This is a genomic window from Citrobacter sp. C348, from assembly GCF_047467975.1.
In the GTDB taxonomy this organism is placed as follows: Bacteria; Pseudomonadota; Gammaproteobacteria; order Enterobacterales; family Enterobacteriaceae; genus Citrobacter; species Citrobacter gillenii.
This window is the reverse complement of sequence record NZ_JASJUJ010000006.1, coordinates 1-17,391: the sequence shown is the minus strand read 5'-3', so window position 1 is coordinate 17,391 and position 17,391 is coordinate 1. Positions and strand designations below refer to the sequence as shown.

Here is a 17,391-nt window from a genome sequence, read left to right as displayed (position 1 = left end):
GTAAACCGGAATCTGAAGATGTCTGAACCACGTTTCGTCCACCTGCGGGTGCACAGCGACTACTCCATGATTGATGGGTTGGCAAAAACGGGGCCGCTGGTGAAAAAGGCGGCCGCGTTGGGCATGCCTGCACTGGCGATCACCGATTTTACCAACTTGTGTGGTCTGGTGAAGTTTTACGGAGCGGGTCACGGTGCGGGCATTAAACCGATTGTTGGTGCTGATTTTCATGTCCGTAGCGAGCAGTTTGGCGACGAGTTGACGCAACTAACGGTGCTGGCGGCTAATAATACGGGCTATCAGAATCTGACGTTGTTGATATCAAAAGCCTATCAACGTGGCTATGGATCCGAAGGACCGGTCATCGACAGAGACTGGTTGCTTGATTTAAAAGAAGGCTTAATTTTACTTTCCGGTGGTCGCATGGGCGACGTCGGACGGAGCTTGCTACGCGGTAACAGCGCGCTGGTTGATGAGTGCGTCACGTTTTATGAAGAACATTTCCCCGATTGTTATTTTCTGGAACTGATCCGTACCGGCAGGCAGGACGAAGAGAATTATTTGCATGCCGCAGTGGCGCTGGCCGAAACGCGGGGTCTGCCGGTGGTGGCGACCAACGATGTTCGCTTCCTTGAAACCGGAGATTTTGACGCGCATGAGATCCGCGTGGCGATCCATGATGGTTTCACACTCGATGATCCGAAACGTCCGCGCAACTATTCGCCGCAGCAGTATATGCGCAGCGAAGAAGAGATGTGCGAGCTGTTTTCCGACATTCCGGAAGCGCTGCAAAATACCGTCGAGATAGCCAAGCGCTGTAACGTGACGGTGCGTCTGGGTGAATACTTCCTGCCGCAGTTCCCGACCGGAGATATGACCACCGAAGACTATCTGGTTAAAAAATCGAAAGAAGGTCTGGAAGAGCGTCTGGCGTTTTTGTTCCCGGATGAAGCCGAACGCAAAGAGAAGCGCCCACCTTACGACGAACGCCTGGACATTGAACTTCAGGTTATCAACCAGATGGGGTTCCCGGGCTACTTCCTGATCGTCATGGAGTTTATCCAGTGGTCGAAAGACAACGGCGTGCCGGTCGGACCTGGCCGTGGTTCCGGTGCCGGCTCACTGGTGGCCTATGCGCTAAAAATTACCGATCTCGATCCGCTGGAATTTGACCTGCTGTTCGAACGTTTCCTTAACCCGGAACGTGTCTCGATGCCTGACTTCGACGTTGACTTCTGTATGGAGAAACGCGACCAGGTGATTGAACATGTGGCGGAAATGTATGGTCGTGACGCGGTATCACAGATTATTACCTTTGGTACGATGGCCGCAAAAGCGGTTATCCGCGACGTGGGCCGCGTACTGGGGCATCCGTACGGGTTTGTCGACAGGATTTCTAAACTGGTGCCACCCGATCCGGGGATGACGCTGGCAAAAGCCTTTGAGGCAGAGCCGCAACTGCCAGAAATCTACGAGGCGGACGAAGAGGTCAGGGCGCTGATCGACATGGCGCGTAAGCTGGAAGGCGTCACGCGTAATGCCGGTAAGCATGCGGGCGGCGTGGTTATTGCTCCCACTAAAATTACCGACTTTGCTCCGCTCTATTGTGATGAAGAAGGTCTTCATCCGGTCACTCAGTTTGATAAAAACGACGTGGAATACGCCGGGTTGGTTAAGTTTGACTTCCTGGGTCTGCGTACGCTGACGATCATTGACTGGGCGCTGAAAATGATCAACCCGCGTCGGGCAAAGCAGGGACTGGAGCCGATTGACATCGCCGCCATCCCGCTCGACGATAAAAAATGTTTTGATATGCTGCAGCGCTCGGAGACAACCGCCGTCTTCCAGCTTGAATCTCGCGGCATGAAGGATCTGATCAAACGCCTGCAGCCTGACTGCTTCGAAGATATGATAGCCCTGGTGGCGTTGTTCCGCCCAGGCCCACTGCAGTCGGGAATGGTAGATAACTTTATCGACCGTAAGCACGGGCGAGAAGAAATATCCTACCCGGATGTACAATGGCAGCATGAGTGCCTGAAACCTGTTCTGGAGCCGACCTACGGCATTATCCTGTATCAGGAACAGGTCATGCAGATTGCCCAGGAGCTGTCTGGTTATACTCTTGGCGGCGCGGATATGCTGCGCCGTGCGATGGGTAAGAAAAAGCCGGAAGAAATGGCCAAGCAGCGCGGCACCTTTGAAGAAGGGGCGAGAAAGCGCGGCGTAGACGGTGAGCTGGCGATCAAAATCTTTGACCTGGTGGAGAAATTCGCCGGGTACGGGTTTAACAAATCGCACTCCGCAGCCTATGCGCTGGTGTCTTACCAGACGCTATGGTTGAAAACGCATTACCCCGCCGAGTTTATGGCCGCGGTAATGACCGCCGATATGGATAACACTGAGAAAGTGGTCGGGCTGGTGGATGAATGCTGGCGTATGGGACTGAAAATCCTGCCGCCGGATATCAACTCCGGGCTGTATCATTTCCACGTAAATGATGATGGCGAGATTGTGTATGGCATCGGCGCGATAAAAGGCGTGGGTGAAGGCCCCATTGAAGCTATTATTGAAGCGCGTAACAAAGGTGGCTATTTCCGCGAGCTGTTCGATCTCTGTGCCCGTACGGATATCAAAAAGCTAAACCGCCGGGTGCTGGAAAAACTGATCATGTCCGGGGCGTTTGACCGCCTTGGCCCGCATCGCGCCGCACTGATGAATTCGCTGAACGACGCGCTTAAAGCCGCCGATCAGCACGCAAAAGCCGAAGCCATCGGTCAGGCCGATATGTTTGGCGTTCTGGCCGAAGAGCCGGAACAAATTGAACAATCCTATGCCAACTGCACGCCGTGGCCGGAGCAGGTGGTATTAGATGGTGAGCGTGAAACGTTAGGGCTTTACCTGACGGGACACCCCATCAACCAGTATTTAAAAGAAATTGAGCGCTATGTCGGAGGCCACAGGCTGAAAGACATGCATCCGACAGAACGTGGTAAAGTTACCACGGCTGCGGGGCTCGTCATTGCTGCGCGGGTAATGGTCACCAAGCGCGGCAATCGTATCGGCATCTGCACGCTGGATGACCGTTCCGGGCGTCTGGAAGTGATGTTATTTACCGATGCCCTGGATAAATACCAGCATTTGCTGGAAAAAGACCGCATACTTATCGTCAGCGGACAGGTCAGCTTTGATGACTTCAGCGGTGGGCTTAAAATGATGGCCCGTGAAGTCATGGATATTGACGAAGCCCGGGAAAAATACGCTCGCGGGCTTGCTATCTCGCTGACGGACAGGCAAATTGATGACCAGCTTTTAAACCGACTCCGTCAGTCTCTGGAACCCCACCGCTCGGGGACAATTCCAGTACATCTCTACTATCAGAGGGCGGATGCACGTGCACGGTTGCGTTTTGGCGCAACGTGGCGTGTCTCTCCGAGCGATCGTTTACTGAACGATCTCCGTGGCCTTATTGGTTCGGAGCAGGTGGAACTGGAGTTTGACTAATACAGGAATACTATGAGTCTGAATTTCCTTGATTTTGAACAGCCGATTGCAGAGCTGGAAGCAAAAATCGATTCTCTGACTGCGGTGAGCCGTCAGGATGAGAAACTGGATATTAACATCGATGAAGAAGTGCATCGCCTGCGTGAAAAAAGCGTAGAACTGACGCGCAAAATCTTTGCCGATCTTGGCGCATGGCAGGTAGCCCAGCTGGCTCGTCATCCACAGCGTCCGTACACCCTGGATTACGTCCGCCTGGCGTTTGATGAATTTGATGAGCTGGCGGGCGATCGTGCCTATGCGGATGATAAAGCTATCGTCGGCGGCATCGCGCGTCTTGATGGTCGTCCAGTGATGATCATTGGTCATCAGAAAGGCCGCGAGACCAAAGAAAAAATTCGTCGTAACTTTGGCATGCCAGCACCGGAAGGCTATCGCAAAGCGCTGCGCCTGATGGAAATGGCCGAACGTTTCAAGATGCCGATCATTACCTTCATCGACACCCCTGGGGCTTACCCGGGCGTCGGCGCGGAAGAACGTGGCCAGTCTGAAGCGATTGCACGCAACCTGCGTGAAATGTCTCGTCTGAGCGTACCGGTTATCTGCACCGTTATCGGTGAAGGTGGCTCCGGTGGCGCGCTGGCTATCGGCGTGGGCGATAAAGTGAATATGCTGCAATACAGCACCTATTCCGTTATCTCCCCGGAAGGCTGTGCATCCATTCTGTGGAAAAGCGCAGACAAAGCGCCGCTGGCGGCGGAAGCGATGGGCATTATTGCCCCGCGTCTGAAAGAGCTGAAGCTGATCGATTCTATCGTACCGGAACCGCTGGGCGGGGCGCATCGTAATCCAGAAGTCATGGCTGCGTCGCTGAAAGCACAGCTGCTAGCCGATCTGGCCGATCTCGATGTGTTAAGTACGGAAGAGCTGAAAAATCGCCGTTACCAGCGACTGATGAGCTACGGTTACGCGTAAACTGCATATATTCTGAAAAGGGCCACAACGCTGTGGCCCTTTTTTTTACCTGCGGTTTGACCAGGCTATGATTAACTAAGGTTTTTCCAGGAGGAACGCATGAATATCATTGCCATCATGGGACCGCATGGCGTCTTTTATAAAGATGAGCCCATCAAGGAACTTGAACGTGCACTACTGCAGCAGGGATTCCAGATTATCTGGCCGCAGAATAGCGTCGACCTGCTGAAATTTATTGAGCACAACCCGCGAATTTGCGGCGTCATTTTTGACTGGGATGAGTACAGCCTGGAGCTGTGTAGCGATATCAACCAGCTTAACGAATATCTGCCGCTTTACGCCTTTATCAATACCCATTCGACGATGGATGTCAGCGCACACGACCTGCGCATGGCGCTGTGGTTTTTCGAGTATGCTCTAGGCCAGTCTGACGATATTGCCACCCGTATTCGCCAGTACACCAATGAATACCTCGATAACATCACTCCGCCGTTTACCAAGGCGTTGTTCACCTACGTGAAAGAAGGGAAGTATACCTTCTGTACGCCGGGGCACATGGCGGGGACGGCATACCAAAAGAGTCCAGTGGGCTGCCTGTTCTATGACTTTTTTGGCGGCAATACGCTCAAGGCCGACGTCTCCATTTCCGTGACCGAACTGGGGTCGCTGCTGGACCATACTGGCCCGCACCTGGAGGCCGAAGAATATATCGCCCGCACCTTTGGGGCAGAGCAGAGCTATATGGTGACGAATGGCACCTCGACGTCGAATAAAATTGTCGGTATGTATGCAGCCCCGACCGGAAGTACGCTACTGATCGATCGTAACTGTCATAAATCACTGGCGCATTTGCTGATGATGAGCGACGTGGTACCCATCTGGCTGAAGCCCACGCGTAATGCGCTGGGTATTCTTGGCGGTATCCCTAAGCGTGAATTTACCCGTGAGAGTATTGAGCGCAAAGTCGGAGAGACCGCCCAGGCCCAGTGGCCAGTACATGCGGTGATCACCAACTCTACCTACGACGGTCTGCTGTATAACACCAACTGGATCAAACAGACGTTGGACGTGCCGTCTATTCATTTTGACTCGGCCTGGGTGCCATACACTCATTTTCACCCGATCTATCAGGGGAAAAGCGGCATGAGCGGCGAACGAGTACCTGGTAAGGTTATCTTTGAAACCCAGTCGACCCACAAGATGCTGGCGGCGCTGTCGCAGGCCTCTCTGATCCACATTAAAGGTGACTACGATGAAGAGACCTTTAATGAAGCCTTTATGATGCATACCTCGACGTCGCCGAGCTACCCGATTGTCGCGTCAATAGAAACGGCGGCGGCAATGCTGCGCGGCAACTCAGGCAAGCGCTTAATCAATCGCTCCGTTGAGCGTGCGCTGCATTTTCGCAAAGAAGTACAGCGACTGCGGGAAGAATCGGACGGCTGGTTCTTTGATATCTGGCAGCCGGAAAAGGTGGATGAAGCGGAATGCTGGCCCGTAGCGCCGGGTGAAGACTGGCATGGGTTTACCGATGCCGACGCCGACCACATGTTCCTCGACCCGGTGAAAGTGACTATTCTGACACCGGGGATGGATGAACAGGGAAACATGAGTGACGAAGGGATCCCGGCGGCGCTGGTGGCGAAATTCCTCGACGAACGCGGTGTCGTGGTGGAGAAAACGGGTCCGTATAATCTGTTATTTTTGTTCAGCATTGGCATTGATAAAACCCGGGCGATGGGGTTGCTGCGCGGGCTGACAGAGTTCAAACGATCGTACGATCTGAATTTGCGTGTGAAGAATATGCTGCCAGATTTGTATGCTGAAGATCCGGATTTCTATCGCAATATGCGTATTCAGGATCTGGCACAGGGGATCCATAATCTGATCCGCCAACACGATCTCTCCGGGCTAATGCTACGGGCATTTGACACCCTACCGGAAATGAAAATGACGCCACATCAGGCCTGGCAGCGGCAGATCAAAGGCGAGGTGGAGACGGTGACGCTTGACCAACTGGTGGGGCGCATTTCTGCAAATATGATCCTGCCTTATCCTCCCGGCGTACCGTTGCTGATGCCGGGGGAAATGATCACCGAAGACAGCCGGGCGGTGCTCGATTTCCTGTTGATGCTGTGTTCTGTCGGCCATCATTATCCCGGATTCGACACGGATATTCATGGCGCTAAACTGGGTGAGGACGGCGTGTACCGTGTGAGAGTCCTAAAAATGGCATCGCAGCTTGCCTGAACCGACCGCGGACGAGTAACGTGCGAAAAGAAAACTAAAGAGGCTAAGACGCTATGCTGGGATTAAAACAGGTTCACCATATTGCCATTATTGCGACGGACTACGCGGTGAGTAAGGCATTTTACTGCGACGTGCTGGGCTTTACGCTGATGAGCGAGGTCTACCGGGAAGAGCGTGACTCCTGGAAAGGCGATCTGGCGCTGAACGGGCAGTACGTGATTGAGCTTTTTTCTTTTCCATTTCCACCTTGCCGTCCCAGCCGACCGGAAGCCTGCGGGTTACGCCATCTGGCGTTCAGCGTGGATGATGTGGAAAAGGCGATAGCCCATCTGGAAAATCATCATGTGAAATGTGAGGCAGTACGTGTCGACCCCTTTACCGGCAAACGCTTTACTTTTTTCAACGATCCGGATGGATTGCCGCTTGAATTATACGAGCAGTAAGGCTTGTTATTGTAACGGTAGCCCGGTAACGTGCCGGGCAATACCCTGGTAAGTATTCATCATGACGACACTCACACTTAACACTTCACTTCTGACATCCCCCCATATTCTGGTGGCCTTTAGCGGTGGCCTCGACTCGACCGTGCTGTTGCACCAGTTGGTGCTGTGGCGAAAACAACACCCCGACGTAGTGCTACGCGCTATCCACATCCACCATGGATTGAGTCCGCACGCAGACGAATGGGTGACGCACTGCGAATCGGTTTGTGAACAATGGCAGGTGCCGCTGGTGGTTGAACGGGTGCATCTTCAGGATGACGGGCTGGGGATAGAGGCGCAGGCCCGGCGGGCGCGCTATCAGGCTTTTGCCCGGACGCTGCTGCCGGGTGAAGTGCTGATGACCGCCCAGCATCTTGATGACCAGTGTGAAACCTTTTTGCTGGCGCTCAAACGCGGCAGCGGCCCGGCCGGGCTTTCTGCAATGGGGGAAAGTTCACCGTTTGCTGGGACCCAGCTTATTCGCCCGCTATTGGCGCAAACGCGTGACGCGCTTGAACGCTGGGCGTTGGAGCATGGACTACGCTGGATTGAAGATGAAAGTAATCAGGATGATGCCTACGATCGCAATTTTCTGCGGCTACGTATAATCCCGCAACTGCAACAGCGCTGGCCGCACTTTGCTGACGCGGCGGCCCGCAGTGCGGTGCTGTGTGCCGAGCAGGAACGTTTGTTGGATGAGTTACTTGCCAATGATTTAGCGGAGTGTGTCACCGAGCAGGACACCCTTTTAGTTGAGCCATTAATGACGATGAGTGATGTACGACGTGCAGCGCTGCTTCGTCGCTGGCTGGCAGGGCTGAATGCACCGATGCCATCCCGGGATGCGCTGGCGCGAATCTGGCAGGAAGTGGTGCTGGCGCGGGAAGATGCTGCGCCGTGCTTGTGCGTAGGCGAATATGAAATCCGCCGCTATCAGTCACAGCTGTGGTGGGTGAAATCCGTTACCGGGCAAAGTGAAACTGTCATCCCGTGGTCATGCTGGCAAACACCGCTGACGCTGCCTGCCGGGCTGGGAGACGTACAGTTACTCCCAACGGGAAAATTACGTATGCCGCACGTGGGTGAACCGGTCAGTATTCGCTTTAAAGCGCCCGGGTTATTACACATTGTCGGGCGTAACGGTGGGCGTAAGCTCAAAAAAATATGGCAGGAGCAGGGAATTCCGCCCTGGCGACGCGATACCACGCCGTTACTGTTTTACGGCGAAACGCTGATTGCGGCAGCCGGTGTCTTTGTTACGCGGGAAGGACTGGCGGAAGGGGAAGAAGGCGTGAATCTGGTATGGCATGCCTGATGGCGCTGCGCTTATCAGGCCTACGTATCGCATGGAAAGTAGGCCGGATAAGGTGCTTGCACCGCCATCCGGCAACAAAATAATCAGGATTCGCTAACCACCACGGTACCGATTTCCGGGTGGCTGAAGCTGGCAATCTTGTCGAGACGAAGCTCACGTGATTCTCCAGAGACGTCTGCAACCAGATATTCCACATTTTTGCGTGAAACCAGGTCATTGGCTTTCGCCTGCAGCACTTCGCCATCTTTCAGCGCCAGCGTCAGTAATAAATGGTGCTGGCAGGCGAGCTCAAGATTGTCGTAATCATCACAGTTAATGGGTTGATACGTTTCATTCATTGACATAATCGCTCACCAGTAAGTTCGCGGCAGCATAGGCCGCTTTTTCTCTGACCGACTCTGAAAGGGCGCTGTCTTCCGCCACTTCATTCAGCACTTTCAATACGCAACCCAGCGCATCCGGGACATACCCTAAGTCTCCGCTGGCGATTTCCGCGTACCGCTTGCGTATTAACTCACAATATTTTTCCACATGCCCTCCTGTCAGTACTCTGACTTAACCGTGGATGCAAGTCTAAGCCTACGAAGATAAACTCTGTTTAGCAAGGTGACTATACCATACTCATTCAAGCAATATCAGCGCCTTGATAGAAGAGCTGCTAGCAGCCTTTTGGCGTAGTTTTCGCTACAATGTGCGCCTGATTCGAAAGGAGTTCTCTCATGGCGCTTAAAGCGACAATTTATAAAGCCGTTGTCAACGTGGCGGATCTTGACCGCAACCAGTTTCTTGACGCGGCATTGACGCTGGCGCGTCACCCTTCTGAAACCCAGGAGCGCATGATGTTGCGCCTGTTAGCATGGATTAAATATGCCAATGAGCGGTTACAGTTTACGCGGGGCTTGAGTGCAGAAGATGAGCCAGAAGCATGGCTGCGTAACGATCATCTGGGCATTGATTTATGGATTGAACTCGGCCTGCCGGATGAGCGTCGGATTAAGAAGGCCTGTACTCAGTCTGGGGAAGTTGCTCTGTTTACCTATAACAGTCGGGCGGCGCAAATCTGGTGGCAGCAAAACCAGAATAAGTGCGCACAGTTTAAAAATTTGACTGTCTGGTATCTGGATGACGAACAGCTGGCGCAGCTGAGCGACTTTGCCGGGCGTACTATGACGTTGCAGGCGACCATCCAGGATGGGGCTATCTGGTTGTCAGACTCTCAGAACAATCTGGAAATTCATCTGACCGCGTGGCAGCAGCGTTGATGATCGTTCTCTCCCGAAACGTCTCTATCCCTGATAATGAGCTGGAAATCACGGCTATCCGGGCACAGGGTGCGGGTGGGCAGCACGTTAATAAGACCTCGACGGCCATCCATTTGCGCTTTGACATTCGGGCCTCTGGCCTGCCAGAGTATTACAAGGAACGCTTGCTGGCGGCCAGTCATCATCTGATCACTGCCGATGGCGTCATCATCATTAAGGCGCAGGAATATCGCAGTCAGGAACTCAACCGGGAAGCGGCTCTGGCCAGGCTGTTGGCGTTGATTAAAGAATTAACCGCAGTGCAAAAAAGCCGCCAGGCAACGCGTCCTACGCGCGCCTCGAAAGAGCGCCGGTTGTCATCGAAGGCGCAAAAATCCACCGTGAAGGCGCTGCGCGGGAAAGTTCGTCGTTCGCAGGACTGACGAACAGGAATAAAAAAATCATAAGGATTTTATAGTGAAAACAGCAATATTGTCAGTGGTCGCTGTATGCACGCTCTTTTCCTTGATCGGCTGTAATAATCGTACTGACGTCGAAGCATTGCAGTCGACGCGGGCGGCAGAATTAAAACCGATGCAGCAAAGTTGGCGTGGCATCTTGCCCTGCGCCGACTGCGAAGGGATTGAAACCTCGCTGTTCCTGGAAAAAGACGGGACCTGGGTGATGAACGAACGGTATCAGGGCGTACGGGATGAACCGTCTTCCTTTGCCTCCTATGGCACCTGGGCACGCACGGCGGATAAGCTGGTGTTGACCGACAGCAAAGGTGAGAAGTCTTACTACCGGGCAAAAGGCGAGGCGCTGGAAATGCTCGATCGTGAAGGTAATCCGATCGAATCGCAGTTCAACTATACCCTTGAGCCGGTGTCAGCCAGTTTGCCCGTCACGCCAATGCCGATGCGTGGGATGTATTTCTACATGGCGGATGCGGCTGTCTTTACCGACTGTGCGACGGGCAAGCGCATGCCGGTAGCAAATAATGCCCAGCTTGAACGCGGCTATTTAGCTGCTCGCACGGAAACTGGCCAATCGGTCTTGTTGACCCTTGAAGGGCATTTCACGCAGGAGGCGAACCCGGATACGGGCGAGAAGGTGAAAACGCTGATGGCGGATAAAGACGCGAAGTTTATACCCGGTAAAGGGTGTAATTAATCTCTGAAAAAAAGGCCCTGATGATCAGGGCCTTTTGCTGTATCAGCCTTTAATGGCTTTAATCAGATAGTCGACGATGTCGCCGGTTTTAATCAGCTGTTTCTCGCCGTGACGACGGTATTTGTATTCGATATCATCGTTGTCGAGGTTACGGTCACCCAGCACGATGGTATGCGGAATACCGATCAGTTCCATATCGGCAAACATCACGCCTGGACGCTCTTTACGATCGTCCATCAGCACTTCGATACCCTGCGCACGCAGCTCAGCGTAAAGCTTCTCAGCCAGTTCCTGCACGCGGTAGGATTTGTGCATGTTCATTGGCAGAATCGCTACTTGGAACGGGGCGATAGCGTCTGGCCATACAATGCCACGATCGTCAAAGTTCTGTTCAATCGCCGCAGCAACAACGCGAGTGACCCCGATACCGTAGCAGCCCATGGTCAGAATCTGGTTGCGACCATCTTCACCCTGTACGGATGCTTTCATCGCTTCAGAGTACTTGGTGCCCAGCTGGAAAATGTGGCCGACTTCGATACCACGTTTAATCAGCAAGGTGCCTTTACCGTCCGGGCTTGGGTCGCCAGCGACCACGTTACGGATGTCAGCCACTTCTGGCGTGGCGACATCACGATCCCAGTTAATACCGAAATAGTGTTTACCGTCGATGTTAGCACCTGCTGCGAAGTCGCTCATGACCGCAACGGTACGATCGATAACTACCGGGATCGGCATGTTCACTGGACCGAGCGAACCCGGACCGGCTTTGACTACGGCACGAATTTCTTCTTCGGTGGCGAAGGTCAGTGGGCTGGCAACCTGCGGCAGTTTTTCTGCTTTGACTTCGTTCAGTTCGTGATCGCCACGAACCAGCAGCGCAACCAGCGGGTAGCTGCTGCCTTCGACCGCTTTCACTAGCAGCGTTTTAACGGTTTTTTCGATCGGCAGATTGAACTGCTCAACCAGCTCAGCGATGGTTTTCGCGTTTGGCGTATCGACCAGCGTCATTTCCTGCGTGGCGGCGCCGCGCGGTTCTTTTGGTGCTACGGCTTCTGCAAATTCGATGTTGGCAGCAAAGTCGGAGCTGTCAGAGAACACCACGTCATCTTCGCCGCTCTGCGCCAGAACCTGGAATTCGTGAGAAGCGCTACCGCCGATAGAACCGGTGTCAGCCTGTACCGCACGGAAATCCAGACCCATACGGCTGAAGATCTTGCTGTACGCGGCATACATCGCGTCGTAGGTTTCCTGCAGTGATTCCTGAGTCGTATGGAAAGAGTACGCATCTTTCATCAGGAATTCACGGGAGCGCATGACGCCGAAACGCGGACGCACTTCGTCACGGAATTTAGTCTGGATCTGGTAGAAGTTCAGCGGCAGCTGTTTGTAGGAGCTGAGCTCGTTACGGATCAGGTCGGTGATCACTTCTTCATGCGTTGGGCCGAGTACGAATGGACGATCGCCGCGGTCAGCAATACGCAGCAGTTCCGGGCCGTACTGTTCCCAACGGCCGCTCTCTTCCCACAGTTCAGAAGGCTGAACTACCGGCATTAACACCTCGATAGCACCGGCGTTGTTCATCTCTTCACGCACGATGTTTTCGACTTTTTTCAGGACGCGCACGCCGGTCGGCAGCCAGGTGTATAACCCGGAGGCCAGCTTGCGAATCATCCCGGCGCGCAGCATCAGCTGGTGGCTGATAACCTCGGCGTCGGCAGGTGTCTCCTTCAGAGTGGAGAGCAGATATTGGCTAGTACGCATGTTGTTACGGTTCCAGTTGAACGATCGAACAGGCTCACGCGAGCCTGACACAAAAAAAGTGGTTTAGTTTACCAGCGAGAAAGGGATGTCAAAAGAGAAGGCCGCGAAATTACCGGGGTTCGAGCGCAAAGACTTCGAAACCCTGTGCCGTCACGCGCCAGCGCACGTTGAAATCGTGTAGCCAGACGGCGTACGTTTTGCCTGTCTCTTCACCCTTACGATACGCAGGACGCGGGTCCTGTGCCAGCACTTCACCAATAAATGTTTTTAGCAGCGGATAACGTTTTTCCAGCATCAGAAGTTGTTGCTCAACCTCAGGGGTGAAACCGACCGCCATTTCCGCGACTGGCGCATGCTGTGCATAGCTGGCGGTGGCATCGGGTAATGCTTCAGCAAACGGCAGGTAGGGCTTGATATCGACCACCGGAGTTCCGTCGACCAGATCCAGACTGCCCAGTTGTAGGACAACGTTATCTTTCTGGCAGACAATGCCTTTTAGTTCGACCAGCGACATGCCGACAGGGTTAGGGCGAAAGGTCGAACGTGTGGCAAATACGCCCATTCTGGCGTTGCCGCCAAGTCGGGGCGGGCGTACGGTTGGCCGCCATCCACCTTCCATTGTCTGGTGAAAAACAAATATCACCCACAAATGGCTAAACGCTTCCAGGCCGCGAACGGCATCGGCCTGGTTATACGGTGCGAGCAAATGCAGTTCGCCGTTGGCACTTTTCACCAGACCAGGCTGGCGTGGAACGGCGAATTTTTCTTTATAGGGAGAGCGGATAACGCCTATTTGCTCGAACTGAAAGTGGCTCATTTCGTCGAAATATTCAGTGCAGAACCAATGCAAACCGCCTGACGGTAGCAACCCGGTGTTCCGCTGGTCACTTCGCAGCTGTGCAGCAATACCGCATTCGCTTTCATTTTAGAGGCATTTATCTGCATGCGTTTGCGTGCGGTTGGAATACTTGGAGGAGAATCCTGGTTTGATGCCTGGCAGGATTCACCGCTGACTTCACCCAGATCGCGGAATGGTTTACCGACCAGATCTTCAGCGTTGGTGATAATTCTTACCGGTGTGGCACGCGGTGCTTTTGGTTTTTCTGGCTCCACTTTCGGCGGGGTCGTAGTGCTTTGAACGGGTTCAACAGGGGATCTGCTTAACATAGAACAGCCGCTCAACATGAGTGCTACTAAACAGATCGGTAAAGCACGCATAATATTTCCTCAATGAATGATCTAAACGTCAGATATTGAATCAGGTGCTTGCATAAATGACAAGACGGGCAAGCGCCCGTCCTGATGATATTACAGATTCTGGAAACAGCCTAAAATTACCAGCCCTTAACAGCGCCGCCATTGAAGACTTTGTTTGCCGCTTCGTAAACTTCGTCGGACTGATACGCTTCAACGAATTTCTTCACGTTCTCAGCATCTTTATTGTCTTCGCGAGTTACGATCAGGTTTACGTACGGGGAGTCTTTATCTTCAACAAAGATACCGTCTTTTGCCGGGGTCAGGCCGATCTGGCTGGCGTAGGTGGTATTGATAACCGCCAGCGCGATCTGTGCGTCGTCCAGTGAACGCGGCAGCTGTGGTGCTTCCAGCTCTACCAGCTTCAGGTTTTTCGGGTTTTCAACCACATCCAGCGCGGTTGGCAGCAGGCCAACGCCGTCTTTCAGTTTGATCAGGCCCACTTTCTGCAGCAGCAGCAGGGAACGACCGAGGTTAGTCGGGTCGTTTGGAATCGCTACCTGAGAACCGTCCTGCAGTTCATCCAGTGATTTGATTTTTTTGGAATAGCCAGCAATTGGGTAGACGAACGTATTGCCTGCAGCAACCAGTTTGTAACCGCGATCTTTGATCTGCTGATCCAGGTATGGTTTGTGCTGGAAGGCATTGGCATCGATATCGCCTTTGCTCAGCGCTTCGTTAGGCAGGACGTAATCGTTGAACGTGACCAGTTCAACGTCCAGACCGTATTTTTCTTTCGCCACTTTCTGTGCGACTTCGGCAACCTGCTGCTCTGCGCCAACAATAACGCCCACTTTGATGTGGTTTGGATCTTTTTCATCCTGACCGCAACCCACAAGTGCCAGAGAACCGATCAGGGCTCCAACTGCCGCAAAGGTTTTGAATTTGAACGCCATGCTTATTTCCTTTTCTTAATGAGTTTTTCTGTGTTGTGTGTAACGTTACTTGTGCGTGACCGCCCGGACGATGCGATCGCCGGATAACTGAATTAAATAAACCAGAACGACAAGTAATACCAGTACTGTATTCATCACGGTAGCGTTGTATCCAATGTAACCGTATTGATAGCCAATCTGCCCAAGACCGCCCGCACCGACGGCCCCGCCCATTGCTGAGTAACCGACCAAGGTAATCAGCGTGATCGTTGCCGCATTCACCAGGCCTGGCAACGCTTCTGGTAGTAACACTTTACGCACGATCTGTAACGGCGTAGCGCCCATCGCTCTTGAGGCTTCAATCAGCCCGGTCGGGATTTCCAGCAGGGCGTTTTCTACCATTCGGGCAATAAACGGTGCGGCACCCACGGTCAGCGGGACGATAGCGGCCTGTAAACCGATCGAGGTGCCGACTATCATGCGGGTAAATGGAATCATCCATACCAGCAGTATAATGAATGGGATGGAGCGGAAAATATTGACCAGCGCTGACAGCGTACGATAGAGCTTCGCGTTCTCGATGATTTGCCCCGGACGCGTGACGTACAGTAGTACGCCTACGGGCAGGCCAATCACAAAGCCAAAAAAACCGGACACAAAGGTCATTGCCAGCGTTTCCCATACGCCGCGAACTAGCAGCCACATCATTGGCTCAGACATAACCCAGTACCTCTACTTTTACATGGTGTTCCTGCAGCCAGTTGATGGCCGCTTGTGTATCTTCTTGTGCGCCGTGCATTTCAGTCAGCATGATGCCGAACTTGACGCCACCGGCGTAATCCATCTGCGCACTGATAATGTTGTTGTTCACATTAAAGCGGCGAGCAATTTCGGAAAGCAGTGGGGCATCGACAGAGTGGCCGGTAAACTCCATACGCAGCATCGGGACGCTATCGGCTTCTGGTTCTGCTTTTAAACGCTGCAGATAATCTTCCGGAATATCCAGATGCAGTGTGGATTGAATAAATTTCTGCGCCAGCGGCGTTTTCGGATGTGAAAACACTTCGCTCACCGTGTCCTGCTCGATCAATTCACCGTTACTGATAACCGCCACGCAGTCACAAATACGTTTTACGACGTCCATCTCATGGGTAATCAGCAGGATGGTTAACCCAAGACGGCGGTTAATGTCTTTCAGTAATTCCAGAATCGAACGGGTCGTTGCCGGATCGAGTGCGCTGGTGGCCTCATCGCACAGCAATACCTTCGGTTGGCTTGCCAGAGCACGGGCAATTGCGACACGCTGTTTCTGGCCGCCTGAAAGGTTGGCGGCATAGCTGTCGTGCTTATCGCCAAGGCCCACTAAATCCAGCAGCTCGGTAACGCGACGTTTGATCTCTTCTTTTGGGGTGTTGTCCAGCTCCAGTGGAAGCGCGACGTTACCAAATACCGTGCGGGAAGACAGCAGGTTAAAGTGCTGGAAAATCATGCCGATTTGACGGCGAGCTTTGGTCAGCTCGGATTCAGAAAGCGTAGTGAGCTCCTGACCGCCGACCTGTACACTGCCCTCCGTTGGGCGTTCAAGTAAGTTAACGCAGCGGATGAGCGTACTTTTACCGGCACCTGAGGCGCCAATAACGCCATAAATCTGTCCGGCAGGAACATGCAGGCTGACATTGTTCAGTGCCTGAATGGTGCGCGTCCCCTGCTGGAACACTTTGGTGATATTCGAAAGTTTAATCATGGGTTATTTATTATCGTAATTAAGTTAGCCGTGGCATTTTCGTCTGTCTGGTACGGTCGACGTCGTTAATAAGATGGATGTTAAGGCATCCAGACGTCTAAATCAATCTGGCTTTGCACGATGAGCACTTTCTTGCCTGCCGAAACATGCGATACTAGAGCAACATGCCTTATTCAGGAGCTATAAAAGGTGGCAAAGTCTGTACCTGCAATTTTTCTCGACCGTGACGGCACCATTAATGTGGACCACGGTTACGTACATGAGATCGACGAGTTCGAGTTTATCGACGGCGTTATTGATGCCATGCGTGAACTTAAACAGATGGGCTATGCACTTATCGTCGTGACTAACCAGTCGGGTATTGCCCGCGGTAAATTTACTGAAGCGCAGTTTGAAACGCTGACGGAGTGGATGGACTGGTCGCTGGCCGATCGTGATGTTGATCTGGATGGCATCTACTATTGTCCTCACCACCCGCAGGGAACAGTAGAAGAGTACCGCCAGGTTTGCGACTGTCGTAAACCGCATCCAGGAATGCTTCTCTCTGCGCAAGAGTTCCTGCACATCGATATGGCGGCTTCCTATATGGTGGGCGACAAAATAGAAGATATGCAGGCGGCAGCAGCCGCTAACGTTGGGACCAAAGTATTGGTGCGCACGGGTAAGCCTGTCACGCCAGAAGCAGAAAATGCGGCTGATTTAGTGATAAATAGCCTGGCTGACCTGCCATTGGCGATAAAAAAGCAGCAAAAGTAAGCGTTATGGATAAAAGGTGAGCGGTTGAAACAAAAATGCATTTTTCCGCTTGTCTTCCTGAGTCGAC

Annotated in this window: 17 protein-coding genes; 9 read left to right on the top strand and 8 right to left on the bottom strand. The window is 53.0% G+C overall.

Translation table 11 applies throughout. From position 1 onward, the window contains the following. Nucleotides 1-18 precede the first annotated feature (18 nt). The 5 genes from dnaE to tilS all read left to right on the top strand — a co-directional run bounded on the left by dnaE (nt 19) and on the right by tilS (nt 8,520). Nucleotides 19-3,501, top strand: coding sequence for a DNA polymerase III subunit alpha (gene dnaE, locus QNN86_RS12700; protein ID WP_096758228.1), 3,483 nt, complete (start codon nt 19-21; stop codon nt 3,499-3,501). Between the two features lie 12 nt (nt 3,502-3,513). Beyond that, on the top strand, nt 3,514-4,473 hold the full coding sequence (accA, locus tag QNN86_RS12695) for an acetyl-CoA carboxylase carboxyl transferase subunit alpha (RefSeq protein WP_096758227.1): 960 nt from the start codon (nt 3,514-3,516) through the stop codon (nt 4,471-4,473). A gap of 99 nt (nt 4,474-4,572) precedes the next feature. After that, nucleotides 4,573-6,723 carry a lysine decarboxylase LdcC gene (ldcC, locus tag QNN86_RS12690; RefSeq protein WP_137361973.1) on the top strand — a complete coding sequence of 717 codons (2,151 nt, stop codon included), beginning with the start codon at nt 4,573-4,575 and terminating at the stop codon, nt 6,721-6,723. Nucleotides 6,724-6,776: 53 nt separating this feature from the next. Continuing rightward, nucleotides 6,777-7,166: a VOC family protein gene (locus QNN86_RS12685; protein WP_182270412.1), complete on the top strand. Its 390-nt coding sequence runs from the start codon at nt 6,777-6,779 to the stop codon at nt 7,164-7,166. Nucleotides 7,167-7,227: 61 nt separating this feature from the next. Then, nucleotides 7,228-8,520 (top strand): tRNA lysidine(34) synthetase TilS, encoded by a 1,293-nt coding sequence (gene tilS / locus QNN86_RS12680; protein WP_414211208.1) that lies wholly within the window; start codon nt 7,228-7,230, stop codon nt 8,518-8,520. A gap of 83 nt (nt 8,521-8,603) precedes the next feature. Here the strand turns inward: tilS and rof are convergent, their stop codons facing one another. Together rof and QNN86_RS12670 are read right to left on the bottom strand one after the other, a co-directional pair. Continuing rightward, nucleotides 8,604-8,864 (bottom strand): Rho-binding antiterminator, encoded by a 261-nt coding sequence (rof, locus tag QNN86_RS12675; RefSeq protein WP_096758223.1) that lies wholly within the window; start codon nt 8,862-8,864, stop codon nt 8,604-8,606. Continuing rightward, complete coding sequence (locus QNN86_RS12670) at nt 8,851-9,051, bottom strand: YaeP family protein (RefSeq protein WP_096758222.1); 201 nt, start codon at nt 9,049-9,051, stop codon at nt 8,851-8,853. The genes rof and QNN86_RS12670 overlap by 14 nt, the downstream gene beginning before the upstream one ends. A gap of 188 nt (nt 9,052-9,239) precedes the next feature. On the opposite strand from QNN86_RS12670, the gene QNN86_RS12665 reads away from it, so the two are divergent. The 3 genes from QNN86_RS12665 to nlpE are packed head-to-tail and all read left to right on the top strand — an operon-like array spanning nt 9,240 to nt 10,934. After that, nucleotides 9,240-9,782 carry a YaeQ family protein gene (locus QNN86_RS12665; RefSeq protein ID WP_115259385.1) on the top strand — a complete coding sequence of 181 codons (543 nt, stop codon included), beginning with the start codon at nt 9,240-9,242 and terminating at the stop codon, nt 9,780-9,782. After that, a complete protein-coding gene (gene arfB / locus QNN86_RS12660) occupies nt 9,782-10,204 on the top strand; it encodes an alternative ribosome rescue aminoacyl-tRNA hydrolase ArfB (protein WP_182270411.1) in 423 nt (140 codons plus the stop codon). Before QNN86_RS12665 ends, arfB begins: the two co-directional genes overlap by 1 nt. Nucleotides 10,205-10,235: 31 nt before the next feature. Continuing rightward, nucleotides 10,236-10,934, top strand: a complete 699-nt coding sequence (gene nlpE, locus QNN86_RS12655) for an envelope stress response activation lipoprotein NlpE (RefSeq protein WP_115259383.1) — start codon at nt 10,236-10,238, stop codon at nt 10,932-10,934. Between the two features lie 42 nt (nt 10,935-10,976). On the opposite strand, the gene proS is transcribed toward nlpE, so the two are convergent. The 6 genes from proS to metN form a co-directional block, all read right to left on the bottom strand. Beyond that, nucleotides 10,977-12,695: a proline--tRNA ligase gene (proS, locus tag QNN86_RS12650; RefSeq protein ID WP_137399687.1), complete on the bottom strand. Its 1,719-nt coding sequence runs from the start codon at nt 12,693-12,695 to the stop codon at nt 10,977-10,979. 109 nt (nt 12,696-12,804) lie between these two features. Then, nucleotides 12,805-13,512, bottom strand: coding sequence for a tRNA (N6-threonylcarbamoyladenosine(37)-N6)-methyltransferase TrmO (tsaA, locus tag QNN86_RS12645; RefSeq protein WP_181618693.1), 708 nt, complete (start codon nt 13,510-13,512; stop codon nt 12,805-12,807). Continuing rightward, on the bottom strand, nt 13,509-13,913 hold the full coding sequence (rcsF, locus tag QNN86_RS12640; protein WP_096758216.1) for an Rcs stress response system protein RcsF: 405 nt from the start codon (nt 13,911-13,913) through the stop codon (nt 13,509-13,511). The genes tsaA and rcsF overlap by 4 nt, the downstream gene beginning before the upstream one ends. Before the next feature lie 116 nt (nt 13,914-14,029). After that, on the bottom strand, nt 14,030-14,845 hold the full coding sequence (gene metQ, locus QNN86_RS12635; RefSeq protein ID WP_096758215.1) for a methionine ABC transporter substrate-binding lipoprotein MetQ: 816 nt from the start codon (nt 14,843-14,845) through the stop codon (nt 14,030-14,032). A 45-nt stretch (nt 14,846-14,890) separates the two neighbouring features. Next, complete coding sequence (locus tag QNN86_RS12630) at nt 14,891-15,544, bottom strand: methionine ABC transporter permease MetI (RefSeq protein ID WP_003018471.1); 654 nt, start codon at nt 15,542-15,544, stop codon at nt 14,891-14,893. After that, the gene (metN, locus tag QNN86_RS12625) at nt 15,537-16,568 is read right to left on the bottom strand and encodes a methionine ABC transporter ATP-binding protein MetN (protein WP_182270408.1); all 1,032 of its coding nucleotides are present in this window, start codon (nt 16,566-16,568) and stop codon (nt 15,537-15,539) included. Before metN ends, QNN86_RS12630 begins: the two co-directional genes overlap by 8 nt. A gap of 189 nt (nt 16,569-16,757) precedes the next feature. On the opposite strand from metN, the gene gmhB reads away from it, so the two are divergent. Next, nucleotides 16,758-17,324 (top strand): D-glycero-beta-D-manno-heptose 1,7-bisphosphate 7-phosphatase, encoded by a 567-nt coding sequence (gene gmhB / locus QNN86_RS12620; protein ID WP_115259377.1) that lies wholly within the window; start codon nt 16,758-16,760, stop codon nt 17,322-17,324. The last annotated feature ends 67 nt before the right edge of the window (nt 17,325-17,391 follow it).